Consider the following 24,701-nt stretch of genomic DNA (forward strand, 5'->3'; position numbering starts at 1 on the left):
CGACTTTCATAGCGAGGCCCCGCCCGTGCGACCCGAGACCACCGCCCGGGAGCACTCATACCGTCTGAGGCGGAGGTGGAGCGGAACCGCAGGCTCCGCCGACGACAAGAACCGGCTGACGACGAGGACCGCCGAGCCGGAGACGCGGCAGAGGGACGTGGAGCTGGCTCAGCCGCGGCGGCGGAAGGCGATGGGGTCGCCGGCGTACTCCGCCCAGGCGGCGCGCTCGTCGTCGGTGATCCGCCGCGGCTTCCCGCTGGCGGCGTCGACGACGACGATCGTCGTGGCGGCCTTGACGTACGGCTTGTCGTCCGACGCCGGGCCGGTGCGCGGGAAGCCGCCCGGCTCGCCGTCGTGCACCTCGTAGCAGACCTCGAGCGAGGCGCCGCCGATCGCGCCGATCCACATCTCGACCCGCACCGGGGTGCGCGTGAAGCCGAGCGGGCGCAGGTACTCGATCTGCTGACCGGCGACGAACGTGTGCGAGGTCGCGTGCGGGCCGGTGTCGAGGATCGCCGTCGGCCACTGGTCGCCGTCCACCGCGTCCTCGTGCCGCCAGAAGGCGGTGATGCGTGCGTCCTCGAGGAGCCGGAGCATCGCGACGTTGTTGACGTGCTGGTAGGCGTCGAGGTCGGACCAGCGCAGGGAGACGGGGACGTGCAGTCGGGTCATGGCCCGCATCGTCGCACGCCGCCGCGGCGCCGCCCGAACCGTGCTCAGGACGCCGCGATCGCCGCCGCCGCGCGGCACCGCGCCAGGGCGGCCAGCTCCTCGCCCACGGGCAGGCGCACGAGCCGGTCGGCGACCTGGGCCACCGCGTCCCGCAGGCGGCGGCGGGCCCGGGCCGCGCGCCGTCGGGCACCCCACGCGGAGAAGGCTCGCGCGACCAGCGCGAGCAGCACGCCCGCGAGCAGGCCGCCGAGCGCGAGGAGCGTCGGCCACGGCAGCTCCAGCACGCCGCCGCCCGAGTCGGTGAGGTCGACGGTGAGCAGCGGCACCGGCAGCGGCGGGAGGCGGAAGTACTCGAACGCGAACGCCACCCCGAGCCACACCAGGCCCGCGACCGCGGCCGCCAGGAGGAGCCACTGGACGGCGCCCACCGCGGCCCACCAGCGTGGCCGGCGCGCCGCCTCCAGCCGCGTGCCGACCACCGCCTGGTCGAGGTCGCCCGGCAGGCGGTCGATCGCGTCCTGGCCGCGCCCGCGCACCACCAGCACCCACGACTCGGGCGCGCCGTCGGCCACCTCGTCCACGTACCGACGCACGGCGGACGCGGCGGCGGCCCGCACGGCGGGCGTGGTCGCGGGCAGGGAGCTGCGCAGCAGGTCCGGCCGGTCGTCGTCCGCGGACCCCGGCGGGCCGCCCCGGTCCGCGCCGCGCCGCAGCCCCAGCCGGCGCAGCGGGTCGCGCCGCAGCCGGGAGACCCATCGCGTGACGGGCCAGCCGGTGGCGAGGTGCGCGTCGCGACGGTGCGCGCGGCCGACGGCCTCGACGACGGTCGGGGTGCCCGCCGCGTCCTCCAGCGCGCCCACGAGTGCGGACGCAGCCCGGTCGCCCGCGCGGTGGGGCGGGGTGCTCCCCGTCGCGTCCGCGATCCGGCGCGCGGCGGCCCGGGCGTCGGCGGTGAGCCGGGCCGCCGCAGCCTCCCGGCGGGAGGCGGCCTCGGCGAGCAGCCCGCGGAGCTGGTCCGTGCCCTGGCCCGTGCGCGCCGACAGCGCGAGCACGCGGGCCCCGTCGAGCCCGTCCGCGACGACCAGCCGCCGCAGGTCGGCGAGCATCGCGTCGGTCTCGGCGTCCGTGAGCCGGTCGGCCTGGTTGAGCACGACCACCACGACCTCGGCCCGCCCGGCGAGGGGCCGCAGGTAACGCTCGTGCAGCGCCGCGTCGGCGTACTTCTGCGGGTCGACGACCCACACCAGCAGGTCCGCCCGCTCGACCAGGCGCTCGGCCCGCACCCGGTGCTCGGTGACGACCGAGTCGTGGTCGGGCAGGTCGAGCAGCACGAGGCCGGTCGTGATGCCCGCCGGGGTGCGAGGTCGGCGGAGGCGGGCCAGGCCCGCCCGACGGCCGGTCCGGGCCGGGCCCGAGGCCTCGGAGCCGTCCTGCGCCTCGTCCTGCGGCTCGGGGCCGGTCGGCATGTCGTGCCGCCGCCGTACGTCGAGCCAGTCGAGCAGCGGGCCGGCGCCCTCCCCCCAGACCGCGGCGACCGCATGGGAGGTCGTGGGCCGCCGCACGCCGACCGTCGCGATCTCGGTGCCCGCCACCGCGTTGAGCACGCTCGACTTCCCCGAGCCGGTCGCGCCCGCGAGCGCGACGACCGTGTGCTCGGCGGACAGCCCGCCCCGCTCCCGCGCCCGCGTCACGACGGCGCGGGCGTCGTCGAGCAGCGCCGTGTCCAGCCGCCCGGTAGCCGCCGCGACCGCGGTCCCGAGCGCCGCCGTGCGGTCGGACAGGTCGATGCGCGCGTCGCCGCGGCTCACGGTGCCTGGTCCTCTCCGGTCCGGTCGTTCCCCGTCTGGTCCCGCCGGCCGAAGAGCCTCCGCCAGCGGCCCGTGCGCTCCCGGCCCGGCGCGCCTCCCGCCGCGTCGTCGACCCCGCTCCCCGGCGCCCGCACCCGGGGCACCCCCTCGGTCGTCGGCGGGCGCACGGTCCCGGCGCCCCGCAACAGCCCGCCGCTCCAGGGCCGCGTCGCGCCCTCCGGTGCCGAACGCGACGCCTGCTCGGCCCGGGCCGCGGCGGCGACGCGGTGCGCGGCGTCCCGCACGCCCGGACCGCCCGCCTCGGCGGTGCCGAGCGCGTCGAGCTGGGCGGTGTACCGGGCCGCCTGGCCGCGCAGCACGGCGTCGACCCGCGCGGACAGCCGCTCCTTGGCCTGCGCCGCCAGCCGGCGCACCGCGTCGTCGCCGAAGACGGCCTCCAACAGCTTCTGCGCGACGACGGCGGTGCCGCCCGCGATCCCGATCTCGGCGCCCGTGAGCCCGGCGGTCGACGCGAAGACCACCACCATGAGGCTCACCCCGAGCGCGTTCACCCCGAAGGAGAGCGCCCGTGCCGTGCCGCGCTTGGACGCGCCCTGCTCGCGTACCAACGCCAGCACGTCGTCCTGCCAGCCGCGGATCTGCGCGCCCACCTCCTCGCGGAGCGTGGCCGGGGCCCGCGACAGGCCGAGGCCCGACAGGAGGCCCGCGCCCGCGACGTCGCCGTGCCAGGCGGCGTACGTTCGCTCGGCCGCCTGCTCGGCGGCGTCGAGGATCAGCGACTCCAGGCCGTGCGCGATCGCCTGCTCCACCTGCGGCGCCTGCTTCGGGCTCCCCCGGAAGAACCCCGCCACGGCGTCGCGCACCCGGCCCACGCCCGCCTCGACCGAGCGGAAGAACTCCCCGGTGCCGACGAAGTCCTGCCAGCGGGCGAGGACCTCGCCGCGCAGCAGGGCGCCGTCCGACGTCGCCGCCTCGACCTGCGCCAGGGCCTCGGCGTGGTGCCTGCGCACGACGTCGCGCAGCCGGGCGTCCGCGGTCTCCTGCGCGTCCGCCGCGTCGGCGAGCTCGACGGCGCGGCGGACGAGGTCGCGCGTGGCGCCGTCGCGGGTCGCGGCGATGACGGCAGCCCTTTCCTCCGGGTCGCCTCCGAGCCCGGAGAGCCAGGTGGCGACCTCGGCCACCGCGTGCTCGGGAAGCAGCCCGCCGGTCAGCGCGTCGGGGCCGGACTCCGCGGCCTCGGCCAGGACGAACACCCGGGCGTCGCCCAGCCCGTGCTCCGTGGTCAGCCGGCGCAGGTCGTCGACGACCACCTCCGCGCCCGGGTCGACGCGGTCGAGCACGATCGCCACCTGCGCGCGGCGCTGCGCCGCCTGCGCCAGCAGGTCCCACGGCACGGCGTCGGCGTAGCGGGCGGCGGTGGTGACGAAGAGCCACAGGTCGGCGGCGGCGAGCAGCTGCCGCGCGAGGTCCCGGTTCGCCGTCTCGACCGAGTCCACGTCCGGGGCGTCGAGGAGCGCGAGGCCCTGGGGCAGCGCGTCGCTCGCGACCAGCCGCAGCGTCGGCGCGCCCGCCGCGGCCAGGGTCTCGGTCCGGGTCTCGGCCCGACTTCCGGCGGCCGGCGCCGCGGACCCCGTCGCCGACGACGTCACCCGCCCGAGCCCGGGGAGCACACGGTCGGTGCTGAACCACCGTGCGTCGAGCGGATGGTGCACGAGCACCGGCGCGCGGGTGGTCGGGCGCAGCACGCCGGGGGCGGACACCGGCTCGCCGAGCAGCGAGTTGACCAGCGTGGACTTGCCGGCCCCGGTGGACCCGCCGACGACGACGAGCAGCGGCGCGCGCTCGGCCCGCAGGCGCGGCAGCAGGTAGTCGTCGAGCTGGTCGACAGCGCTGTGCAGGTCCGCCCGCGCGGCGTCGGCCCCCGGCGTCTGCAGCGGCAGCCGCAGCGCGCCGAGCCGCGAGCGGAGCGAGTCCAGCGCGTCGACGAGCGCGGCCGTCGCCGGTGCGGTCGCGCCCGCGGTCCGCTCGCGACCCGCCGCCACGTCCCGGCCCGCGGCGTCGTCCCTGTCGGGGGCGGGCGTCGCGTCCGGGTCGGTCATGTGCCCAGTGTGCCCATCAGGGACGATCCGCGCAGAGGCGACGTGTGAGGCTCCGCACATCTCCTCCGCCCGGGCGGCGATCCGCGGTGGAATGGGAGGAGCACGACGGCGTGCGCGGCACGCCCGGAACCACATCACCCCGTATCCCGTTCCAGGAGGCCCCGGTGACCAGCACGTTCCGCATCCCCCGCAAGGAGCTCACCGGCCTGTACGGCCGGGCGATCGCGGTCTACGCGCGCCGCGCGTTCGGCCAGGTCCCGGACAGCGCCTACGTCCTCGCCCACCACCCGCGCGGGATGCGGGCGATGTTCGGCCTCGAGCGGAAGGTGGCGCGCTGGCGGTCGCTCGACCCCACGCTCAAGACGCTCGCGGAGATGGCCACCGCCGCAGCGGTCGGGTGCAGCTGGTGCCTGGACTTCGGATACTTCCTGTCCCGCACCGAGGGGCTCGACCCGCGCAAGGTCAGCCAGGTGCCGCGCTGGCGCGAGGCCGACGTGTACACCGACCTGGAGCGGGACGTCATGGCCTACGCCGAGGCGATGACCGCGACCCCGCCCACGGTCACCGACGAGATGGTCTCCGGGCTCCTCGCGCGGCTCGGGGCGCCCGCCGTGGTCGAGCTGACCCAGATGGTCGCGATCGAGAACATGCGCGCCCGCTCGTACTTCGCCGCCGGCGTGCAGAGCCAGGGCTACTCCGACGCCTGCGAGGTCCCGCTCGCCTCGTCGTGACGCGCGGCGCGCGAGCCCCCGGGCACGCTCCCCTCAGCCGCCGAGGCGTCGGCCGAGCCACGCGATGCACACCTCGGCCTGGGCGCGCTGGTAGGCCCGCACGTGCGGGATACCGGGTGGCGGCGCCTGCAGCGACGAGTGCACGAAGTACCCGGTGAGCGCGACGACGTACGCCGTGACGGCGTCGTCGTCGGTGCCGGGCGGCAGCGGACGGCGGCTCAGGACCTCCTCGGGGGGCGGGCCGCCCTCGACGTGGGTGGCGGGCAGCATGCCGACCCGGTCGCAGAACGCGGCGCCCCGGGCCGCGTTGGGCCAGTCGACAGCGAGCGCTCGGATGCCCCGGCGAGCCTGGTCGCGAGTCAGCCGGCCGTCGACCAGCGGGCCGTCGATCAGCGGGCCGTCGATCAGCAGCGCGTTGTCGCCGCGCAGGTCGCCGTGCACCAGGGAGGTGCCTGCGACCGCGGCGAGGGCGTCGGCCTCGAGCGCGGCCAGCCGGTCCAGGTGCTCGGCCAGCCACGGGTCGTAGGTCGCGAGCCCGGCCGGCAGCTCGGCGGCGAGGAGTCTCGTGCGGTCGGTCGGCAGCTCGGTCCCGAGGTCGGGCAGCGCGCCAGGCACCACCTCGTGCTCGGAGATCCTCGTCGCGAGCTCGACGACCGCGTCGAGCTCGTCGGCCACCCATGGGACGCGCGGCGTCCGCGCCTCGGCCGTGTCGAAGGCGAGCGCCACCCACCCGCCGCCGGCCGCGCCCTCGCCGGTCAGGAACTCGTCGGCCGGGACCTCCAGGGACCAGCGGAACCGCGGCGTCGGGAGGCCGGCGGGCAGCAGCGCGGCACGGCGCGCCTCTTCGCGATACAGCCGGGCCGCGAACTCGTGCCCGGTGTGGACGGCCTTGACGAACAGGGTGCCCTCACCGGTGCGCAGCGTCGAGGCCAGGCCCGGCGAGTACCCGCCGTCGTGGCTGGTCCACCCGGTCACCGGCATGCCGATCCGCGCCTCGACCGCAGCGCGCACGGGCGCCGGCAGCTCGGGCCAGGTGGGCCGGGTGCGGCTCGGCACGGCGGTGCTCATGCGGAGGATCCTGCCCGCGTGCCCCCCGCCGGACCAGCCCATTTGCCGTCCGGGGTCGTGGTCGTCGCTCCGTCCCGGGCCAGCGCTTTCGCCGTCCGGGGTCGTGGTCATGGCTCAGGCGCCCCGCACTGCCAGCCCACCGTGGACGACGTCGTGCACCGCGCGGGAGTTCAGGTCCCCGATGCTCGCCAGCGAGCGCGGGTGAGCCGGTCTCCAGCAATCGAACGTGCCGTCTCAGCCTCAGCTCCGGGTCGAACGCCTGTTCGACCGGGTGTCGGTGGCTCCTGGTTGACTTGTCGCATGGCACGGACGCCGGGCACCGCAGCAGCACAACTCGTGCTGGACGCTGCGCTGGGTCGGGCGGCGGACGAGCAGACGGCGATGAATGCTGCCGCGGGACGGCGCACCGTGGCGCTGGCCGAGGTACTCGCCGCGACCGAGGCAGCCCCGGAGACGATGCTCGACCTCGACGTCCCGCGGGTCGCGACCGCGTCGGCGGTACGGCGTTCTTCCGTCGCTCACCGGGCGTTGGCGGCAGAGGTCGCGTGCGCGCTGGGGATCGGCGAGGCCTCGGCCTCCACCCTGCTGTCCGACGCGCAGGTCCTGACCCGGCGCGCCAGGGCCACCCTCGACGCGTTGTGTGCCGGGCGGATCAGCTACCGGCACACGGCCGTCCTGGTCGAGGCCGTGGCCGACCTGCCCGCCCACGCCGTGGCCGAGATCGAAGCGGTCGTGCTGCACCGCGCCCCGGAGGTGACCGCGGCGAAGTTCGGCGCCCTGGCCCGCGCGGCCCGCGACCTGCTGCACCCCGTGCCCGCCGAGGTCCGGCACGAGGCCGCGAACCTGAAGGCCGACGTGTGGGTCGACGACGGCAAGGACGGCATGTCCTGGCTCACCGCGCACCTGCCCGCACCCGTCGCCCACGCCGTGCACGACCGCCTCACCCGCACCGCCACCCGCGCCAAGACCGCCGGCGACCCCCGCGGCATCGGGCAGCTACGCGCCGCCACCCTCAGTGCACTCCTGCTCGACGGTGTGGAGGACGGCGCGGTGAACGGCGGGGTCGATACCCGGCTTGACGGCCAGGGCGCGATCGTGGGCGAGGTCGCCGGCCTGGTCGCCGGCCTGGTCGACGGCGGAGTCGCCGGCGGAGTCGCCGGCCGGGCCGACGGTGGAGTCGACGACGGAATCGACGGCACAGTGCACGGCGCGACAGCGCACGGAGGCACCGCGGACGGTGGCACGGACGGCGGCTTCGATGATCGCGTTCCCGGCGGAGCAACGCACGGACCGGTGTCCGACCCACCCGACCCACCAGGTCTATCCGGCCCAACCGTCCCGCCCGGCCCGCCCGGCCCGCCCGGCCCGCCCGACCCGCTCGCTGCGCTGGCGCGCAGCATCCGACCCGTCGTGCACGTCACGGTCCCGATCACCACCCTGACCGGCACCAGCGAGGACTCCGCGACCCTGGATGGCGCCATCCCCCTCGATGCGGAGACCGCACGACAGCTCGCCGCCCACGCCCCGACGCTGCGGCGCATCCTCACCGACCCCGTCACCGGGGCCATGCTCACCGTGGACCGGCGTAGCTACGTCGTGCCCGCCGACCTGCGCGCCTTCCTCACCCTGCGCGACGTCACCTGCCGCTTCCCCGGCTGCCGCATCCCCGCACGCCGCTGCGACGTCGACCACACGACTGCCTGGGTCGACGGCGGCACCACCGACGCGGGCAACCTGGCCCATCTGTGCCGCAAGCACCACACCCTGAAGCACGAGTCCCGGTGGGCCGTCGAACAGCTCGACGCCGGCGTCCTGGCCTGGACCTCACCCCGCGGCCGCACCTACCTCACCACCCCCGGCAGCGCCGACCACACCGTCGGACTCCTCGACGAATGGACCGCCGAGGCACGGGCCCTGGTCGGCGAAACACGCCCCGCGGCCGCGGACCTCCCGACAGACGCCGGCGAGCCCACAGCGGCTGCCACGGCCGGCGGGGACCCGTCCACCACGAGCGACACAACCCGTCGCGACGACACGACACCACCCTTCTGATGGGCCGGACGTCACCACGGACCCGCGTAAGCAGCGCAGGAGCGTGCTGGGGCGCTGTAGCGCCAGTACACGTGCCGGCGTCGCCGCGATCGGTCGCGACGGGCCCAACCGGCGAGGGCTTCGACAGGCTCAGCCAGCGGAATGGTCGGCGGCACGACGAAGCGCCCGCCCCGACACTCGGTCAGGACGGGCGCTCTCCCCTGCCACGGGGCAGGGGTGCCAAGGACCTCAGTCGCGCGTGAGCTTGCGGTAGGTCACGCGGTGCGGGCGGGCGGCGTCGGCGCCCAGCCGCTCGACCTTGTTCTCCTCGTACGAGGCGAAGTTGCCCTCGAACCAGTACCAGTTCGCCGGGTCCTCCTCGGTGCCCTCGTAGGCGAGGATGTGCGTCGCGACGCGGTCGAGGAACCACCGGTCGTGGGAGACCACGACGGCGCAGCCGGGGAACTCGAGCAGCGCGTTCTCCAGCGACCCGAGGGTCTCGACGTCCAGGTCGTTGGTGGGCTCGTCGAGCAGCAGGAGGTTGCCGCCCTGCTTGAGCGTCAGCGCCAGGTTCAGGCGGTTGCGCTCACCGCCGGACAGCACGCCCGCGGGCTTCTGCTGGTCCGGGCCCTTGAAGCCGAAGGACGCGACGTACGCGCGCGACGGGATCTCGACGTTGCCGACCTTGATGAAGTCGAGCCCGTCCGACACGACCTCCCACAGCGTCTTCTTGGGGTCGATGCCCCCGCGCGACTGGTCGACGTAGGAGATCTTCACCGTGTCGCCGACCTTGAGGTCGCCGCCGTCGAGCGGCTCCATGCCCACGATCGTCTTGAACAGGGTCGTCTTGCCGACGCCGTTAGGGCCGATGACGCCCACGATGCCGTTCTTCGGCAGCGTGAAGCTGAGCCCGTCGATGAGCTGGCGGCCGTCGAAGCCCTTCTGGAGGTTCTCGGCCTCGAGGACCACGTTGCCCAGGCGCGGGCCCGCGGGGATCTGGATCTCCTCGAAGTCGAGCTTCCGCGTCCGCTCCGCCTCCGCCGCCATCTCCTCGTAGCGGGCCAGTCGCGCCTTCGACTTGGTCTGGCGACCCTTGGCGTTGGAGCGCACCCACTCCAGCTCGTCCTTGAGGCGCTTGGCGAGCTTGGCGTCCTTCTTGCCCTGGACCTTGAGGCGCTCGCCCTTCTTCTCCAGGTACGTGGAGTAGTTGCCCTCATAGGGGTACAGGCGTCCACGGTCGACCTCGCAGATCCACTCCGCGACGTGGTCGAGGAAGTACCGGTCGTGCGTGACGGCGAGGACGGCGCCCGGGTAGGAGGCCAGGTGCTGCTCGAGCCACAGCACCGACTCGGCGTCCAGGTGGTTGGTGGGCTCGTCGAGCAGCAGCAGGTCCGGCTTCTCCAGCAGCAGCTTGCACAGCGCGACGCGGCGACGCTCGCCACCGGACAGGATGGTGACGTCGGCGTCCGGCGGCGGGCACCGCAGGGCGTCCATCGCCTGCTCGAGCTGGGAGTCGAGGTCCCACGCGTCGGCGGCGTCGATCTCCTCCTGCAGGGTGCCCATCTCGGCGAGCAGCTTGTCGAAGTCGGCGTCCGGCTCCGCCATGAGTGCCGAGATCTCGTTGAAGCGGTCGATCTTGGCCTTGATCGGGCCGACCGCCTCCTCGACGTTGCCGAGCACCGTCTTGTCCTCGTTGAGCGGCGGCTCCTGCTGCAGGATGCCGACCGTGTAGCCCGGGGAGAGCCTGGCCTCGCCGTTGGACGGCTGGTCGAGGCCGGCCATGATCTTGAGGATCGTCGACTTCCCGGCGCCGTTGGGCCCGACGACGCCGATCTTGGCGCCGGGCAGGAAGTTCAGCGACACGTCGTCGAGGATGACCTTGTCGCCGTGCGCCTTGCGCGCCTTGTACATGGAGTAGATGAACTCAGCCACTGGCTCTGCTTCCACCGTTCGATCGCGCGGAGATTGGTGAGGCTCGATGCGTCGGGGCCCGAGGGCCCGCGGGGCTCCAGCGGCACGCTGGAGGACCGGCATCGCGGCCGGTCCCCCAGCCTACGCGACGACACGCGACACGGCGGGCGCGGGGCCGGCGCCGCTCAGGTGCCGACCGGCTCGGGCTGCTCCTCGGCGGGCGCCGGGATGCCCCAGGGGTCCGTGGCGTCCGGCGGCGTGCTCGGCCCGCCGTCGGCGCCCCCGCCGCCGTCGGCGCCCCCGCCGCCTCCGTCCGACGTTCCCGGGCCGTCCGGCCGCTCTGGGGCCAGCCGGGCGAAGCGCACCACGCCGCGGGTGGCGTCCACCCCGACCTGCTGCGCCTCGATCACCTGCCCCCAGCGCTTCTCCTTGACGGTGACGACCGCGCCGTCCGGGAGCGTGTGCGGCGTGTCGACCTCCCACTCGTCGACCGACAGCCGACCGGTGACGACCACCGGGTCGCCCTTGTGCACCGACAGGCTGACGTTGCGGGCGCGGTCCCGCCACGCCTTGACGGTGAACCAGAGGGTCTCGCCGTCGGACCACTGGCCGGAGAGCGGGTCGCGGACCCGCCGTGTGCTGGCGAGGCGGAAGGAGGTCCAGTCGGTGCCCTGCGCCGACGTGCCCAGCGTGGGCTCGGTGCCGACGTGGCCGACGACGGTGACGTTGACGTCGCTCATGCGTGCTCCTGTGCTCGGGGCCGGCGCCGTGCCGGCCTGGACGCCCAGGATCAGCCGCGCGCTCCGGCGCCTCGCGCCCCGGTGGTCTCGTCTGTGGACGACGTCGCCAGCTCGCCCTCGGTGGGCAGCCTCAGGGAGCCGGTCAGCGGCCGGGCGGTCGGCAGCTCGGTGGCGGCCTGCGCCAGCTCGCGCACCCGCCGGTGGGAGACCAGGAGCTTCTGCGTGGGCTCCCCGAGTCCTTCCGTGAGCACCCGTTCGAGGGCGGCGCGCCCCGCCGACGAGACCGCGCGTTCCCGCTGGGATGCCAGCCGGCGACGCGCGGCGACGCCGGCCACCGCCGTCGCGACCGCGCCGAGCGCCACGACCCCGGCACCCGCCAGGACGACCCACGACCACGGGTCGCCGAGGCCCAGCACGCCCGTGACAGCCAGGACCCCCGCGACGATCGCGAGGGCCGCGACGCCGGCCAGCACCCACGCCGTCCGACGCAGCGTGCGTGCGGACGACGGGCCGCGCGCGTCGAGCGACACCCCGCGCAGGGCCCCGGCGACGGCGGTGCGGAGCTGGTCCGCGCCGGCGACCGACTCGGCGAGCGAGCGCTGCCAGCCCGGCCGCAGCGACGCGCCCGCCCGGGTGAGCCACCGCGCCCGGGACAGCGCGACCGCGTCGCGGTCCGGCGGCGGCACCTCGGGGTGCCCGTACCCGTTGCGGACGGTGTTGCCCACCTGGCTGGCGACCGAGTCGAGCCCGGTCGCGACCACGAGCGCGTCCAGCTCCCGCTCGACCGCCGGGCCCATCTGCCACGGCACCTCGGCCGGGACCTGCGCCAGCAGCAGCCGGGCGGCGGAGTCGAGCTCCGCGGCGGCCCGACCGGCGGCGACGGAACGGCGGGCGCACGCCTCCTCGAGGAGGGTGCGCACCTCGTCCACGCCCTCGCCGCTGCGGGCCGACACCTCCTGCACGTGCACGCCCGTGAGCCCGTCGTCGGCGAGCAGCCGGCGCAGGTCCTCGAGCAGGTTGCCGCGCTGCGTGTCGGGCACGGTGTCGACCTGGTTGAGCAGCACGACCATCGACGCCTCCGAGCCCACCGCGTCCCGCAGGTAGCCCGTGTGCAACGCGTCGTCGGCGTACTTCTGCGGGTCCACGACCCACACCAGCAGGTCGACCATGGGCAGGACCCGGTCGACCACCTCGCGGTGTGCCGGCTCGACGGAGTCGTGGTCGGGCAGGTCGAGCAGCACCAGCCCGTCGAGGCCGCGCTCGTCGACGCCGTCGAGCTCGCCGCTCTGGGTGATCCGTCGCTCCCGGTCCACGCCCACCCAGTCGAGCAGCGCCTCGGCGTCGTCCGACCAGGAGCACGCCGTGACGCGCGCCGTCGTGGGCCGCTTGACGCCGACGTCCGCGAAGCTCAGGCGCGAGACCTTGTTGAAGAGACTCGACTTGCCCGAGCCGGTGCCGCCGGCGAACGCGACGATCGTGTGGTCGACGCCGAGCGCCAGCCGCGCACGCACGCCCTCGACCGCCGCCGCCACGCGGGACCGGGTGGCGTCGTCGAGCCGGGAGCCCGCGATCTCGAGCGCCTCGGCGACGTCCTGGGTCCGCGCCCGCAGGGTGGCGTCGTGCGAGGCGTTCTGGGCCGTCATGTCAGTCTCCTCAGCTCGGCCAGCCGGACGCGCAGTCCGGCGGCCGCGTCGTCGGCGGGCTCGGGTGGCCCCAGCTCGTCCAGGACCGCCTGCACCTCGGCGTCGACGACGGCGGCGGCCCGGTCGGCCAGGTCGACGCGCAGCTCGTTCACGGGTCCGTCGGCGAGGGTGTCGAGGACGCGCGTCAGCACGCGCGCGGCGTCGTCGCTGCCGGCCGCCGACGCGAGGAGCAGGGTCGCCAGGCCCCGGGGACCGAAGGCCTTCGCGGCCGACTGCACGCGCGCGACCTCCTGCTCCCCACCGCCCGGCGCGCCGCCGTCCGTGCTACCGCCCTCCGTGCCGCCGCTGCCGAAGCCGCTCGTCCGCGCCTGCTCGACGAGGGCGTCGGCCCGGGACGCCCACTCCTGGACGACGGGCGGCGTGCCGGCCTCCCGGGCCGCGGCGCGCGCGCCGCCGTCGGGGACGACGGCCTCGCCGCCGGCCGGCGCGCCCGGCCCCGCGAGCACCCCTCGCAGGCGTTCCTCGACCCGCGCCCCCGCGGCCACGAGGGTGCGCGAGGCCGCCGCGACGACGTCACCGCGCAGCTCGTCGAGCGCCGCCTCGCGGGCCCGCCCCGCCCGCCGGGTGCTGCGGGCCCGGTCCGCGCGGACCTTCACGCGATCGACCCCCACCGCTCCGGACAGATCCCGCCACCGCGCCTCGACGGACGCACCGGCGACCACGCCCGCGGCCACCGCGTCCCGGGCGAGCCGCTCGGCGGCGGGGATCTCGTCGGTGACCGTGCGACGCAGCACGTGGGTCGCCTCGCGCTGCGCCTCCACGGCGTCCGCGAGCGACGTCACCCAGCCGGGCAGCGCGCCGAGCGCGCCCTTGAGGGTGCGCACGATGACGGCCCGCGACCGGTCCGGGCCGGCGAGCAGCGTGAGCCAGCGCCGCACCGGCGCCACCACGGAGGGGTCGAGCAGGCCCTCGTGCGGGCCGACGTCGGGGATCACGAACAGCGGGACGTCGGTCATCCCGTGGTCGCGCAGCCGCTGCAGCAGGTCGCCGCGGACGGTGGTCAGCGTCTCCTTGGGGGTCCGGTTGAGCACCATCGCGACGGACGCGCCGCGCTCGGTGGCGCGGGCGAGCGCCTGCCACGGCAGCGCGTCGCCGTACCGGGCTGCCGTCGTGACGAAGAGCCACAGGTCGGCCGCCTCGAGGAGCTGGTGGGCGGTGGACCGGTTCTGCTGCACGAACGAGTCGAGGTCCGGCGCGTCCAGCAGGGCGGTGCCGCGCGGCACGCCCTCGTGCTGCACCACGCGGGAGAGCTCGGTGACGGGCCCCGGGGCGACGAGGTCCGCGTCGGCGGGGTGGAAGGCGAGCACCGGCTCGCGCGTGGTCGGGCGCAGCACGCCGGCGTCGGACACGTCCTCGCCGAGCAGCGAGTTGTACAGGGTGGACTTGCCCGCGCCCGTGGAGCCCGCGACGACGACGACGGCGGGCGAGGACAGCTCCGCCAGGCGCGGCAGCAGGTGCTCGTCGAGCTGGGCCAGCAACCGGTCCCGGGAGGCCGCGGCCTCCTGCGCCCCGTCGATCGGCAGCGGCAGCTCCACGGCCGCGACGTCGCGGCGCAGGTCCCGGGCGACGTCGTGGACGGTGAGACCGATCTCCTCCGCGGCGTCGGCGCCGGCCTTGCGCGCGGCGCGGCGCGATGCGCGCGTTTCCAGGGAAGGTGTCACGGGCACATCCTTCCGGTTGGACGTGCCCCTGCCAAACGCGCGCGCCGCACGGCACCCGCCCGTGCGGCGCGCGCGGGTCAGCGACGACGCAGGCTCTCGTAGATCCGCGCGAAGTCGTCGCGCCCGTGCCCGGCGTCGACCTGCCGTCGCCGCAGCTCCTCCACCATCGCGATCGGCGCCGGGTCCACGCCCAGATCCTCGCTCGCGCGCACGAGGTGGCCCAGGTCCGACCAGTCCAGGCTCTGGCCACCGGCGGAGTAGTCCCCGCCGTCCACGGTCGCGGCGTCGGCGGCGAAGGCCTCGGTCATGGCGGCCAGGAACGGCGCGGCCCTGGCCGCGAAGTCGCGGGCGCTGACGCCGTCGGCACCCACCATCGCGGCTCCGTGCAGGAAGCCGGCGAACATCGTGTACATCCCCGAGAGCATCGCCAGGTCCAGCAGCGACGCGCGGCCGGGGTCGGCGCCCTCGAACGTGCTCGTGGCCCAGACGTCGAGCAGGCCCCTGACCTCACCGAACACGTCCTCGTCGCCGCTGTACAGGATCGCGGCGCCCGGCGCACCGATCATCGGCGGGGTGGCCATGATCGCGCCGTCGAGGAACACGATGCCGTGCCGCGACGCCCAGTCCGCGAGCTCCCGCGACTCGTTCGGGGTGGTCGTGGTGAGGTTCACGAGCGTGCGGCCGCGGAGGTCCTCGGCGACCGGGTCGAGCGTCTCGTGCACCGACGCGTGGTCGTACAGGCAGGCAACGACGGTCCCGCCCCCGGGTCGGCCGGCGCCCACGGCGTCGCGCACGGTGGCCGCCGGCCGGGCGCCACGTGCGACGAGGTCGACGTCCCGGCCCGGCGACCGGTTCCAGACGGTCACGTCGTGCCCGGCGTCGAGCAGGGCAGCGGCGAGCACGCGACCCATCGCGCCGAGGCCGAGCATCGTCACGGGCACCGGTCCGACGGCCCTTCCGGCGCCGCTCATCGCGGGTCCCGGATGCCGTCGATGATGCGCGTCCAGTTGTCGCCGCCGTGCCCGGCGTCGATCGCCTTGCGGTAGTGCGCCTGGACGGCGCGCGGCAGGGCGAGGTCGATGCCCGCCGCCTCGCTCGCGGCGACGACGTGGTCGGCGGTGGCGCCCATCATCGTGGCGGTGGACAGGTGTCCCGGGTGCCTACCGGCGTCGATCTGCTCGCCGGGGCTCTCGGCCGCCTCGAGCATCGCCGGGATGCTGCCCAGCAGCGCGTGCGCCTCGGGGAGGAAGTCGCGGGCGGGCACGCCCGCGGAGCCGACCAGCGCCGTGGCGTGCATCAGGGCCGACAGGGACGTGAGGAAGACGTCGAGCTGCGCCTGGTACATCAGCTGCGCCAGCCCCGGGTCGGCGCCGAGGTACCGCGGCCGGCCGATCCTCGCGAGCGCGTCGTGGTGGCGCTCGAGCAGCTCCTCGGGCCCGGAGTAATAGACGAACGCCTCCTCGGTGCCGACCATCGGCGCGGGGGTCATGACGCCGCCGGTCAGGAAGCCCGCGCCGTGCGAGGCGGCCCACGCGGCGGCCTCCCGCGTGCGGGCCGGCGTGTCCGAGCTGAGGTTGACGATCGTCCGGCCGGCGAGCGCCGCGGCGGCACCGTCGAGCACGTCGTACATGGCCTGGTAGTCGGTGAGGCTGAGGACGACGAGGTCGCTCGCCAGGACCGCCTCGAGGGCGGTGGGCGCGAGGACGGCGCCGTCCGCCACCACGCCGTCGGCGCGGGCGGAGGTGCGGTTCCAAACCGTGACCGGGTGGCCCGCCGCGAGCAGGGTGCGGGCCATCGCCTGACCCATCGGGCCGAGGCCGATCACGGTGACGGGTGCGAGGTGGTGCGTCATGCGCGGTGCTCCTCTTGTGCGTTCCGGTGAAGTACCTCCATGCTGGTCGGGTACGCGGATCGTGTGAAGTACGCACTAATTTCTGGGGTACTTACCTCTTGGTAAGTGCCAGGAAAGGACCATCATGGCCACGGACCGACGCGGCCCCTACATCTGCGGCATCGACGCTGCCCTCGACGTCGTGAGCGGCAAGTGGAAGGGCCTCATCCTCTGGGAGCTCGAGGAGCACGAGATCCGCCGGTTCGCCGAGCTGCGTCGCGGGCTGCCGGGCGTCAGCGAGAAGATGCTCACCCAGCACCTGCGCGAGATGGAGGCGGACGGCCTCGTCGTGCGGACGGTCTATGCCGAGGTCCCGCCGCGGGTCGAGTACTCCCTGACCGAGCACGGTCGCGCGCTGAACCAGGCCCTCGCGCCGCTCGGCGACTGGGGCAGCGAGCGGATCCGGCGCGAGGGGCGCGAGCTGATCGACCACGCCGACGCGGCCGCGATGCCCCGCCCCTGAGCTCACCCTCGACGGTGCCCCCGACAGGACTCGAACCTGCAACCGACGGATTAGAAGGCCGTTGCTCTATCCATTGAGCTACGGAGGCGCAGCGCCCATCGTATCCGGCGACGACGTGCCCGATCATGGGCCGGCCGCGGCCCGAACACAGACCCGACCTGGGAAAAAGCCGTGCGCACCCCGCACGGCACCCGGCAGACTCGTCCACGCACCGCGGTGACGCGCGGCCGGTCCGACACCGGTCGCACGGGTGGTCCCTGGCCCGGACCGACGACCCACGTCACGAAGGACAACTCCACCATGTCTAGCCCCTTGGACCTGCTCGTCGTGCAGGCCATCCAGCGCGAACGCCTCGAAGAGGCCGAGCGCGAACGCACCATCCGGCGACTGCGCCAGCAGCGCAAGCAGCACAAGCAGCCGCACGCTCGTCGTCAGCACACCAGCGTCACCCGGTGGCTGCACGACTGGCTGACCGCATGACACCCGCAGCAGGGCCCGGCGCAGCACCGGCCGAGCCCGCCACCACGCGAAGGCCCTGGTCCTCGGACCGGCTCCCCGACGGAGCCGACCGAGCGCCGGGGCCTTCGTCGTGCGGGCCCCGCGGCGGTCCGGCACGGCCCGGAACGTAGGCTGGCCCCCGTGAGCCCCGCGAACCCGAACGAACGCATCGTGTGGATCGACTGCGAGATGACCGGCCTCGACCTGCGCGCGGACGCGCTCGTCGAGGTGGCTGCCGTGGTCACCGACTCCGAGCTGACCGTGCTCGGCGACGGCGTGGACGTCGTCATCGCCCCGCCCGCCGGGGCGCTGGAGCAGATGAACGACTTCGTCCGCGAGATGCACACCACCTCAGGGCTGCTCGACGAGCTGCCGCACGGCGTCACGCTCGCCGAGGCCGAGCAGACGGTGCTGGACTACGTGCGCGAGTGGGTGCCCGACCCGGGCAAGGCACCGCTCGCCGGCAACTCGGTGGGCACGGACAAGATGTTCCTCGACCGGGACATGGCCGAGCTCGTCGGCCACCTGCACTACCGGATCGTCGACGTGTCCTCCATCAAGGAGCTCGCCCGCCGCTGGTACCCGCGCGTGTACTTCGCCTCCCCGAAGAAGGACGGCGGGCACCGCGCCCTCGCGGACATCCTCGAGAGCATCGACGAGCTGCGGTACTACCGCGAGGCCCTCTTCGTCCCCCAGCCCGGCCCGGACACGAAGACGGCGCGCGGCGTCGCCGAGCGCGTCAGCGAGACCTCCGTCACGCGACGGCCCGCGGTGTCCTGACCCCCGCGCGGAGCATGTACACTTTTCGACGGCCCGGTGCTTCGGCAACAGGGCCGTGGTGGCTATAGCTCAGTCGGTAGAGCGCCTGGTTGTGGTCCAGGAGGTCGCCGGTTCAAGCCCGGTTAGCCACCCGTCGAACGAGAAGGCCCCGCCCCGCCAGGAACCCCTGGCAGGGCGGGGCTTTCCGTCGTCTCCGGGCACCGCGTCCGCGTCGCCGGCGCGGTCCGAGACGTCCGTTCGCGCCCGATCTGCGACGCGACCGGGGGAATCCCTCGCGCCGAGGCGCGGGATGTGGTCGGCTAGGGCGTCGGAGCACCCCGACCCCTCACCAGTCAGGACGGAGCCGCCCCATGATCGAGTTCCGTTCGGTCACCAAGACGTACCCCGACGGCACCGTCGCGGTCGCGGACTTCGACCTGGTCGTGCCGCCGCACCGCACCACGGTCCTCGTCGGCTCGTCCGGGAGCGGCAAGACGACGCTGCTGCGCATGATCAACCGGATGGTCGAGCCGACGTCGGGGACGATCGAGATCGACGGCACCCCGATCACGGGCCGCGACCCCGTGAAGCTGCGGCGCAGCATCGGGTACGTCCTGCAGAACGGCGGGCTGCTGCCCCACCACCGGGTCGTCGACAACGTCACCACGGTGCTGCGGCTCGAGGGGACGCCCAAGGCCCGCGCCCGCGAGCGCGCCTACGAGGTGCTCGACGTGGTCGGTCTCGACGCCGGGCTCGCCGAGCGCTACCCGAGCCAGCTCTCGGGCGGACAGCAGCAACGGGTCGGCGTGGCCCGCGCCCTGGCCGCCGACCCGAACATCCTGCTCATGGACGAGCCGTTCGGCGCGGTGGACCCGATCGTCCGCGCCGAGCTGCAGGCCGAGACCATCCGCCTGCAGCAGGAGCTCAGCAAGACGGTCGTGTTCGTCACGCACGACATCGACGAGGCGTTCCTGCTCGGCGACCAGGTGGTCATCCTGGAGTCCGGCGCCCAGGTGGCGCAGATCGGCAGCCCCAGCGAGATCGTCGAGGCCCCGGCCTCCGAGTTCGTCGCGAGCTTCATCGGGGTCGAGCGGGGGGCGCGCGCACTGCGCCCCAAGCGGACCGACCGGGGCACGGTGCTCGTCGACACCGCGGGCCGCACGCAGGGCGTGCTCGTGGAGGACACGCCGTGAGCGCGCGGAGCACCGCATGACCTGGGTCGCCGACAATCTCGACCTGATCGGCAGGCTCACGGTCGAGCACCTGCGCCAGAGCGCGCTCCCCATCCTGCTGGGCTTCCTCGCGTCGATCCCGGCGGGCTGGCTCGCGTTCCGGTTCCGGCTGACGCGCGGGCTCGTGCTCACCCTGGTGGGCCTGCTCTACACCATCCCCTCCCTGGCCCTGTTCGCCCTGCTCCCGCCGCTGCTGGGCATCAGCTTCCTGTCCGAGGTCAACCTGATCATCGCCCTGACGATCTACGCCGTCGCGATCATGACCCGGTTCGTCGCGGACGCGCTCGCCTCGGTCGAGCCCTCGGTGCGGCAGGCCGCCGTCGCCGTCGGGTACGGCCCGTGGCGCCAGTTCTGGCAGGTCGACCTCCCGCTCGCGGGCCCCGTGGTGCTCGCCGGGCTACGCGTGACGGCGGTGTCGACGATCTCGCTCGCCACGGTCGGCATCCTCATCGGCATCGACAACCTGGGCTACCTGTTCACCAACGGGTACCAGCGCCAGATCGTGGCCGAGATCCTCGCGGGCGTCGTCGCCGTGGTGGTCATCGCCCTGCTCGTCGACTGGCTGCTCGTGCTCGCGGGACGAGTGGTCCTTCCCTGGACGCGGCGGGGGGCGACGTGAACCTCTTCGCCGACGCCGTCGCGTGGATCTTCTCCCCCGACCGGGCCACGGGTTCGCTGCCCCTGTCGGAGGCGATCGGGACGCACCTGGCGTTCACGGCCGTGTCCGTCCTGATCGCCGCCCTGGTCGCCGTCCCGGCGGGCTGGCTCATCGGGCACACGGGGCGGGGCCGGGAGGTCGCCGTCGCCCTCTCCGGCGCGGCCCGCGCCGTCCCCTCCTTCGGCCTGGTCCTGCTGCTCGTGCTGGTCTTCGGCGTCACGCACAAGGTCGCCGCGTCGACGACGGCCTTCGTGCTGCTCGCGATCCCGCCGATCCTGGCCGGCGCGTACGCGGGGGTCGAGGCCGTCGAGCGGCGCGTCGTCGACGGCGCCCGCTCCGTGGGCATGACGTCGGGCCAGGTGCTCCGCAAGGTCGAGGTGCCGCTCGGGCTGCCGCTGCTCATCGGCGGCCTGCGCTCGGCCACGCTGCAGGTGGTCGCGACCGTGACGCTCGCCGGCTACGTCGGCAGCTGGGGTCTCGGCTTCTACATCGTCCAGGGCATCCAGCTCCGGGACTTCTCCCAGATCCTCGGCGCCGCCCTCGTGATCGTCGTCCTCGCCGTCCTCCTCGACCTGCTGTTCGCGCTCGCCGAGCGCGCGGTCGTCCCCCGCGGGGTGTCCGCCGGCCGCACGCAGGAGGATGCCCCCGTCCGCCGGCGACGGCGCCGCGCCACGGCACCCTCGCCCACCTGACCGGTTCCGCGCTCCCCCAGACACCCCGGCGTCGGACCCCGACGTCCCCGGAGAAAGGCACACACCGATGCTCACCACCCGACGCACCCTCGCCCTCGTCGCGCCGGCCGCGACCGTGCTCCTGGCCCTGACCGCGTGCGGCGGCGGCTCCGACCCGCTGGAGGAGGACACCGGCGGGGCCGAGCCCACCGGCGGGTCCGACACGATCGTCGTGGGTTCCCAGGCGTACTACTCCAACGAGATCATCGCCGAGATCTACGCCCAGGCCCTGGAGGCCGACGGGTTCACCGTCGAGCGCAACTTCAGCATCGGCCAGCGCGACGCGTACATGCCGGCGCTCGAGAGCGGCGAGGTCCAGCTCTTCCCCGAGTACACGGGGAACCTGCTGCAGTTCTTCGACCCCGAGACCACGGCCACGTCGCCCGACGACGTCTACACGGCGCTGGCCGAGGCGCTGCCCGACGGACTGACGGTGCTCGACCAGTCGCCCGCGACCGACCAGGACTCCTACAACGTCACGGCACAGTTCGCCGAGGACAACGACCTGACCAGCATCGGCGACCTCGCTGGCCTGGACGACCTCGTGGTCGGCGGGCCGGCCGAGCTCGAGCAGCGCCCGTACGGCCCCCAGGGGCTGAAGGACGTGTACGGGGTGGACGTGTCGTTCGAGGCCACGGGCGACACGACCGTCCAGGACCTGGTCGCCGGCTCGGTGAACGTCGCGAACGTGTTCAGCGCCGACCCCCGCATCCAGACCGAGGACCTCGTGACCCTCGAGGACCCCGAGAGCCTGTTCCTCGCCTCGAACGTCGTGCCACTCGTCTCCGAGGACGTCGCCGACCAGGTCGCGGACGTGATCAACCCGGTCAGCGCGGCGCTCACGCCCGAGGGCCTGGTGGACCTCAACGTGCAGTCCACCGAGGAGCAGCGCTCCTCCGAGGACATCGCCGCCGACTGGCTCGCGGAGAACGACCTCGGCTGAGGCGGAGGTGCAGCGCAGGGTGAGGGCCGAGGAACGAGGCACTCGCCCGCAGCGGAACCGCAGACTCAGCCGACAGACCAGCATCGGCTGAGCGACCACGGTCGACCCCCACCGTCCGCGCGGCGGGGGTCGACCGTCGGCTCAGACCAGGCGCGCGACGATCGCGTCCGCGAACGCCTTGGCCGTGCCCGCTCCGCCGTCGTGCTGCAGCCACAGCGAGGGCTCGGTCAGCTCGAGCTCGATGACGAGGGGGGTGCCGTCGTCGCGTGTGACGAGGTCCACCCGCGCGTACAGGAGCGGGCGGGTGAGGCCCAGCTCCCCCCGCGCGACCTCGATCGCCCGGGTCGCGACGGCGACCTGTTCGTCCGTGGCCCGCGCGGGCTCCATCAGCTCCCGCAGGTAGGGCGCGTCGTCGTCCCGGCTCGGGCCGGTGAGCAGTGCGTTCTTGCGCACGGCGTGCCGCAGCTCGCCGTCGACGAACACCAGGCAGGTCTCCCCCGCCGTGTCGACGGACGTCACGTAGGGCTGGATCATCACGGCCCGGCCGCCGTCGAGCAGCTCGACCGCGTGCTTGATCGCCAGCGCCCGCGACTGCGCGCTGACCGGCTGGTAGCGACCGGTGTCCTTGGCGCCGGCGCTGACCACCGGCTTGACGACGAAGTCCCCGAACGCGGGCATCCGGGTGTGCACCGCCCGCTTGGACAGGTGCCGCTCCGGGTCGAGCCAGATCGTCGGGATCACGGGGACCCCGGCCTCCTCGAGCACCCGCAGGTACCCCTTGTCGGTGTTCCAGGCGATGACGTCGGCGGTGTTCGCCAGGCGAGGCACCCGCCGCGTCCACGCGACGAACTCCTCGCGCCGCGGCGAGTAGTCCCAGGTGGAGCGCACGACGACGAGGTCGTACGCCGACCAGTCGACGTCCGGGTCGTCCCACACGACGGGCTCGGCGCTCACGCCGCGCTCCGTGAGCGCGGCGAGCAGGGGACGGTCGTCGTCGTCGAGGTCGGGCAGGGCCTGGCAGGTGGCGAGTCCGACTCGCTTGGTCGTGGTCACCCGCCGAGCCTACTGACCGGGCCGCGCCCGCTCACGCCGACGACCCCGGGGGCGGCCCGGGGTCGTCGTGCGCCAGCGGTGCGAACGGTCAGTGCTTGGCGGTCGCCTTCTCCGCTCCCGCGCCGGTGAGCGAGCGGACCTCCATCTCCGCGAACTTCTCCGGGTGCGGCTTCTCCTTCGACGCGAACGTCCCGACGATCCCGAGCAGGAAGGCGAGCGGGATCGACACCAGGCCCGGGTTCGTGAGCGGGAAGACCGCGAAGTCGGCCCCCGGGAACATCGCCGTCTCGCTGCCGGACACCGTCGGCGACAGCACGATCAGCACGATGCAGGAGATCAGGCCGCCGTAGATGCTCCACAGCGCCCCCGCGGTGTTGAACCGCTTCCAGAACAGCGAGTACACGATCGTCGGCAGGTTCGCCGACGCCGCGACGGCGAACGCGAGCGCCACGAGGAACGCGACGTTCTGGTTCTGGGCGAAGATGCCGCCCACGATCGCGACGACCCCGATGACCACGACGGTCCAGCGCGCGATCTTCACCTCGGAGTCGGCGTTGACCTTCCCCTTCTTGATGACGTTGGCGTAGATGTCGTGCGAGAAGCTCGCCGCGGCCGTGATGGTGAGCCCGGCGACGACGGCGAGGATCGTCGCGAAGGCGACCGCGGAGATCAGGCCCAGGAGGATCTCCCCGCCCAGCGCGAACGCCAGCAGGGGCGCCGCGGAATTGACGCCGCCGGGGGCGCTCATGATCTCCTCCGGCCCCACCAGGGCGCCCGCCCCGTAGCCGAGCACGAGGGTGAACAGGTAGAAGATGCCGATCAGCCAGATGGCCCACACGACCGAGCGGCGCGCCTCCTTGGCCGTGGGCACCGTGTAGAAGCGCATGAGCACGTGCGGCAGCCCGGCCGTGCCGAGCACGAGCGCGAGCGCGAGCGACAGGAAGCTGAGCTTCGTGATCGCCGACTCGCCGTACTGCTTGCCGGGCTCCAGGAGAGCCTCGCCGCCCGGCCCTGCCTTGTCGACCGCGGCGCCCAGCAGGTCGGAGAGGTTGAACCCGAACTTCGCCAGCACCCACGCCGTCATGATCGCGGAGCCCGCGATGAGCAGGACCGCCTTGATGATCTGCACCCAGGTGGTGCCCTTCATGCCGCCGACCAGCACGTAGAGGATCATCAGCGCACCCACGACGGCGATGACGAGGCCCTGCCCGGCCCGGCTCTCGACGCCCAGCAGCAGCGCGACCAGGCCGCCGGCCCCCGCCATCTGCGCGAGCAGGTAGAAGAAGACGACGAGCAGGGTCGCCAGGGCCGCCGCCATGCGCACCGGCCGCTGCTTGAGCCGGAACGACAGCACGTCCGCCATCGTGAAGCGGCCGGTGTTGCGCAGCAGCTCCGCGACGAGCAGCAGCGCGACGAGCCAGGCGACGAGGAACCCGATCGAGTACAGGAAGCCGTCGTAGCCGTTGATCGCGATGGCGCCGCAGATCCCGAGGAACGACGCCGCCGACAGGTAGTCGCCCGCGATGGCGGTGCCGTTCTGCGGGCCGGTGAAGTTGCGGCCCCCGGCGTAGAAGTCCGCGGCGGACTTGTTCTGGCGCGAGGCGCGGAACACGATGATCAGGGTGACCAGCACGAACGCCGCGAAGATGCCGATGTTCACCCACGGGTTGCCGATGTCGGTGCTGGTCACAGCTCGCCCTCCTCGATCTCGCGGCGCAGCTCGTCGGCCTGCGCGTCGAACCTCCGGTTGGCCCACCGCGCGTACAGCATCGTGATGACGAACGTGGACACGAACTGACCCAGCCCGAACAGCAGCCCCACCGTGATGTTGCTGTCGCCGAGCCGGGTGCTCATGAAGTCGTGGGCGTAGTTGGCGAGCAGGACGTAGACGAAGTACCAGACGAGGAACAGCGCCGTCATCGGGAAGACGAAGTTCCTGAACCGCCGGCGCAGGTCCTGGAACTCCGGTGATCGCTGGACCCGCTGGTACTCGGTCTCGCCCGGCGGCTCCCCGAGGGAGTCCGCCGTGGACATGTCGGTCATGATGCC

22 protein-coding genes and 2 tRNA genes are annotated in these 24,701 nt (G+C 74.2%); 10 read left to right on the forward strand and 14 right to left on the reverse strand.

Annotation, left to right across the window (positions count from 1 at the left end):
- Window positions 1–168: 168 nt before the first annotated feature.
- The 3 genes from ABD254_RS02295 to ABD254_RS02305 are packed head-to-tail and all read right to left on the reverse strand — an operon-like array spanning window position 169 to window position 4,579.
- On the reverse strand, window positions 169–672 hold the full coding sequence (locus ABD254_RS02295; RefSeq protein WP_344245268.1) for an acyl-CoA thioesterase: 504 nt from the start codon (window positions 670–672) through the stop codon (window positions 169–171).
- A gap of 44 nt (window positions 673–716) precedes the next feature.
- Entirely contained in the window at window positions 717–2,480 is a 1,764-nt protein-coding gene (locus ABD254_RS02300; RefSeq protein WP_344245270.1) for a dynamin family protein, read from the reverse strand.
- Entirely contained in the window at window positions 2,477–4,579 is a 2,103-nt protein-coding gene (locus tag ABD254_RS02305) for a dynamin family protein (RefSeq protein ID WP_344245271.1), read from the reverse strand. The genes ABD254_RS02300 and ABD254_RS02305 overlap by 4 nt, the downstream gene beginning before the upstream one ends.
- Before the next feature lie 164 nt (window positions 4,580–4,743).
- Between ABD254_RS02305 and ABD254_RS02310 the strand changes: the two genes are divergently transcribed.
- On the forward strand, window positions 4,744–5,310 hold the full coding sequence (locus ABD254_RS02310; RefSeq protein ID WP_344245272.1) for a carboxymuconolactone decarboxylase family protein: 567 nt from the start codon (window positions 4,744–4,746) through the stop codon (window positions 5,308–5,310).
- 33 nt (window positions 5,311–5,343) lie between these two features.
- Here the strand turns inward: ABD254_RS02310 and ABD254_RS02315 are convergent, their stop codons facing one another.
- Window positions 5,344–6,378 (reverse strand): phosphotransferase, encoded by a 1,035-nt coding sequence (locus tag ABD254_RS02315; protein WP_344245274.1) that lies wholly within the window; start codon window positions 6,376–6,378, stop codon window positions 5,344–5,346.
- Between the two features lie 300 nt (window positions 6,379–6,678).
- Between ABD254_RS02315 and ABD254_RS02320 the strand changes: the two genes are divergently transcribed.
- On the forward strand, window positions 6,679–8,430 hold the full coding sequence (locus tag ABD254_RS02320; RefSeq protein ID WP_344245276.1) for an HNH endonuclease signature motif containing protein: 1,752 nt from the start codon (window positions 6,679–6,681) through the stop codon (window positions 8,428–8,430).
- Between the two features lie 228 nt (window positions 8,431–8,658).
- Here the strand turns inward: ABD254_RS02320 and ettA are convergent, their stop codons facing one another.
- The 6 genes from ettA to ABD254_RS02350 all read right to left on the reverse strand — a co-directional run bounded on the left by ettA (window position 8,659) and on the right by ABD254_RS02350 (window position 16,276).
- Window positions 8,659–10,341, reverse strand: coding sequence for an energy-dependent translational throttle protein EttA (gene ettA / locus ABD254_RS02325; protein ID WP_344245277.1), 1,683 nt, complete (start codon window positions 10,339–10,341; stop codon window positions 8,659–8,661).
- A 164-nt stretch (window positions 10,342–10,505) separates the two neighbouring features.
- Window positions 10,506–11,060: a single-stranded DNA-binding protein gene (locus tag ABD254_RS02330; RefSeq protein ID WP_344245279.1), complete on the reverse strand. Its 555-nt coding sequence runs from the start codon at window positions 11,058–11,060 to the stop codon at window positions 10,506–10,508.
- A 50-nt stretch (window positions 11,061–11,110) separates the two neighbouring features.
- Window positions 11,111–12,703, reverse strand: coding sequence for a GTPase (locus ABD254_RS02335; protein ID WP_344245281.1), 1,593 nt, complete (start codon window positions 12,701–12,703; stop codon window positions 11,111–11,113).
- Complete coding sequence (locus tag ABD254_RS02340; RefSeq protein WP_344245283.1) at window positions 12,700–14,424, reverse strand: GTPase; 1,725 nt, start codon at window positions 14,422–14,424, stop codon at window positions 12,700–12,702. The genes ABD254_RS02335 and ABD254_RS02340 overlap by 4 nt, the downstream gene beginning before the upstream one ends.
- Before the next feature lie 77 nt (window positions 14,425–14,501).
- Window positions 14,502–15,395, reverse strand: a complete 894-nt coding sequence (locus ABD254_RS02345) for an NAD(P)-dependent oxidoreductase (RefSeq protein ID WP_344245285.1) — start codon at window positions 15,393–15,395, stop codon at window positions 14,502–14,504.
- Window positions 15,392–16,276 carry an NAD(P)-dependent oxidoreductase gene (locus ABD254_RS02350; RefSeq protein ID WP_344245287.1) on the reverse strand — a complete coding sequence of 295 codons (885 nt, stop codon included), beginning with the start codon at window positions 16,274–16,276 and terminating at the stop codon, window positions 15,392–15,394. The genes ABD254_RS02345 and ABD254_RS02350 overlap by 4 nt, the downstream gene beginning before the upstream one ends.
- Window positions 16,277–16,400: 124 nt before the next feature.
- Between ABD254_RS02350 and ABD254_RS02355 the strand changes: the two genes are divergently transcribed.
- On the forward strand, window positions 16,401–16,778 hold the full coding sequence (locus ABD254_RS02355; RefSeq protein ID WP_344245289.1) for a winged helix-turn-helix transcriptional regulator: 378 nt from the start codon (window positions 16,401–16,403) through the stop codon (window positions 16,776–16,778).
- Between the two features lie 15 nt (window positions 16,779–16,793).
- On the opposite strand, the gene ABD254_RS02360 is transcribed toward ABD254_RS02355, so the two are convergent.
- Window positions 16,794–16,866, reverse strand: a tRNA-Arg gene (locus ABD254_RS02360).
- A gap of 212 nt (window positions 16,867–17,078) precedes the next feature.
- Between ABD254_RS02360 and ABD254_RS02365 the strand changes: the two genes are divergently transcribed.
- The 7 genes from ABD254_RS02365 to ABD254_RS02395 all read left to right on the forward strand — a co-directional run bounded on the left by ABD254_RS02365 (window position 17,079) and on the right by ABD254_RS02395 (window position 21,599).
- A complete protein-coding gene (locus tag ABD254_RS02365; protein ID WP_344245292.1) occupies window positions 17,079–17,258 on the forward strand; it encodes a hypothetical protein in 180 nt (59 codons plus the stop codon).
- Between the two features lie 159 nt (window positions 17,259–17,417).
- Window positions 17,418–18,056 carry an oligoribonuclease gene (gene orn, locus ABD254_RS02370; protein WP_344245294.1) on the forward strand — a complete coding sequence of 213 codons (639 nt, stop codon included), beginning with the start codon at window positions 17,418–17,420 and terminating at the stop codon, window positions 18,054–18,056.
- Window positions 18,057–18,114: 58 nt separating this feature from the next.
- Window positions 18,115–18,187 (forward strand) — tRNA-His (locus ABD254_RS02375).
- 219 nt (window positions 18,188–18,406) lie between these two features.
- Window positions 18,407–19,228, forward strand: coding sequence for an ABC transporter ATP-binding protein (locus tag ABD254_RS02380; RefSeq protein ID WP_344245296.1), 822 nt, complete (start codon window positions 18,407–18,409; stop codon window positions 19,226–19,228).
- A gap of 16 nt (window positions 19,229–19,244) precedes the next feature.
- On the forward strand, window positions 19,245–19,886 hold the full coding sequence (locus ABD254_RS02385) for an ABC transporter permease (protein ID WP_344245298.1): 642 nt from the start codon (window positions 19,245–19,247) through the stop codon (window positions 19,884–19,886).
- The gene (locus tag ABD254_RS02390; protein WP_344245300.1) at window positions 19,883–20,617 is read left to right on the forward strand and encodes an ABC transporter permease; all 735 of its coding nucleotides are present in this window, start codon (window positions 19,883–19,885) and stop codon (window positions 20,615–20,617) included. Before ABD254_RS02385 ends, ABD254_RS02390 begins: the two co-directional genes overlap by 4 nt.
- Before the next feature lie 67 nt (window positions 20,618–20,684).
- Window positions 20,685–21,599 carry an ABC transporter substrate-binding protein gene (locus ABD254_RS02395; protein WP_344245302.1) on the forward strand — a complete coding sequence of 305 codons (915 nt, stop codon included), beginning with the start codon at window positions 20,685–20,687 and terminating at the stop codon, window positions 21,597–21,599.
- A gap of 141 nt (window positions 21,600–21,740) precedes the next feature.
- Here the strand turns inward: ABD254_RS02395 and ABD254_RS02400 are convergent, their stop codons facing one another.
- The 3 genes from ABD254_RS02400 to ABD254_RS02410 all read right to left on the reverse strand — a co-directional run bounded on the left by ABD254_RS02400 (window position 21,741) and on the right by ABD254_RS02410 (window position 24,695).
- Window positions 21,741–22,652 carry an ATP-grasp domain-containing protein gene (locus tag ABD254_RS02400; protein ID WP_344245304.1) on the reverse strand — a complete coding sequence of 304 codons (912 nt, stop codon included), beginning with the start codon at window positions 22,650–22,652 and terminating at the stop codon, window positions 21,741–21,743.
- An 88-nt stretch (window positions 22,653–22,740) separates the two neighbouring features.
- On the reverse strand, window positions 22,741–24,342 hold the full coding sequence (locus ABD254_RS02405; protein WP_344245306.1) for a solute symporter family protein: 1,602 nt from the start codon (window positions 24,340–24,342) through the stop codon (window positions 22,741–22,743).
- On the reverse strand, window positions 24,339–24,695 hold the full coding sequence (locus ABD254_RS02410) for a DUF485 domain-containing protein (RefSeq protein ID WP_344248467.1): 357 nt from the start codon (window positions 24,693–24,695) through the stop codon (window positions 24,339–24,341). Before ABD254_RS02410 ends, ABD254_RS02405 begins: the two co-directional genes overlap by 4 nt.
- Window positions 24,696–24,701: the final 6 nt, after the last annotated feature.

This window comes from Isoptericola hypogeus, from assembly GCF_039531145.1.
Classification (GTDB): Bacteria; Actinomycetota; Actinomycetes; order Actinomycetales; family Cellulomonadaceae; genus Isoptericola; species Isoptericola hypogeus.

Coding starts and splice junctions, on each gene's coding strand:
- ABD254_RS02295 (WP_344245268.1), bottom strand. CDS start 672: ATGACCCGACTGCACGTCCCCGTCTCCCTGCGCTGGTCCGACCTCGAC.
- ABD254_RS02305 (WP_344245271.1), bottom strand. CDS start 4,579: ATGACCGACCCGGACGCGACGCCCGCCCCCGACAGGGACGACGCCGCG.
- ABD254_RS02315 (WP_344245274.1), bottom strand. CDS start 6,378: ATGAGCACCGCCGTGCCGAGCCGCACCCGGCCCACCTGGCCCGAGCTG.
- ABD254_RS02320 (WP_344245276.1), top strand. CDS start 6,679: ATGGCACGGACGCCGGGCACCGCAGCAGCACAACTCGTGCTGGACGCT.
- ABD254_RS02330 (WP_344245279.1), bottom strand. CDS start 11,060: ATGAGCGACGTCAACGTCACCGTCGTCGGCCACGTCGGCACCGAGCCC.
- ABD254_RS02335 (WP_344245281.1), bottom strand. CDS start 12,703: ATGACGGCCCAGAACGCCTCGCACGACGCCACCCTGCGGGCGCGGACC.
- ABD254_RS02345 (WP_344245285.1), bottom strand. CDS start 15,395: ATGAGCGGCGCCGGAAGGGCCGTCGGACCGGTGCCCGTGACGATGCTC.
- ABD254_RS02350 (WP_344245287.1), bottom strand. CDS start 16,276: ATGACGCACCACCTCGCACCCGTCACCGTGATCGGCCTCGGCCCGATG.
- ABD254_RS02355 (WP_344245289.1), top strand. CDS start 16,401: ATGGCCACGGACCGACGCGGCCCCTACATCTGCGGCATCGACGCTGCC.
- ABD254_RS02365 (WP_344245292.1), top strand. CDS start 17,079: ATGTCTAGCCCCTTGGACCTGCTCGTCGTGCAGGCCATCCAGCGCGAA.
- ABD254_RS02380 (WP_344245296.1), top strand. CDS start 18,407: ATGATCGAGTTCCGTTCGGTCACCAAGACGTACCCCGACGGCACCGTC.
- ABD254_RS02385 (WP_344245298.1), top strand. CDS start 19,245: ATGACCTGGGTCGCCGACAATCTCGACCTGATCGGCAGGCTCACGGTC.
- ABD254_RS02395 (WP_344245302.1), top strand. CDS start 20,685: ATGCTCACCACCCGACGCACCCTCGCCCTCGTCGCGCCGGCCGCGACC.
- ABD254_RS02410 (WP_344248467.1), bottom strand. CDS start 24,695: ATGACCGACATGTCCACGGCGGACTCCCTCGGGGAGCCGCCGGGCGAG.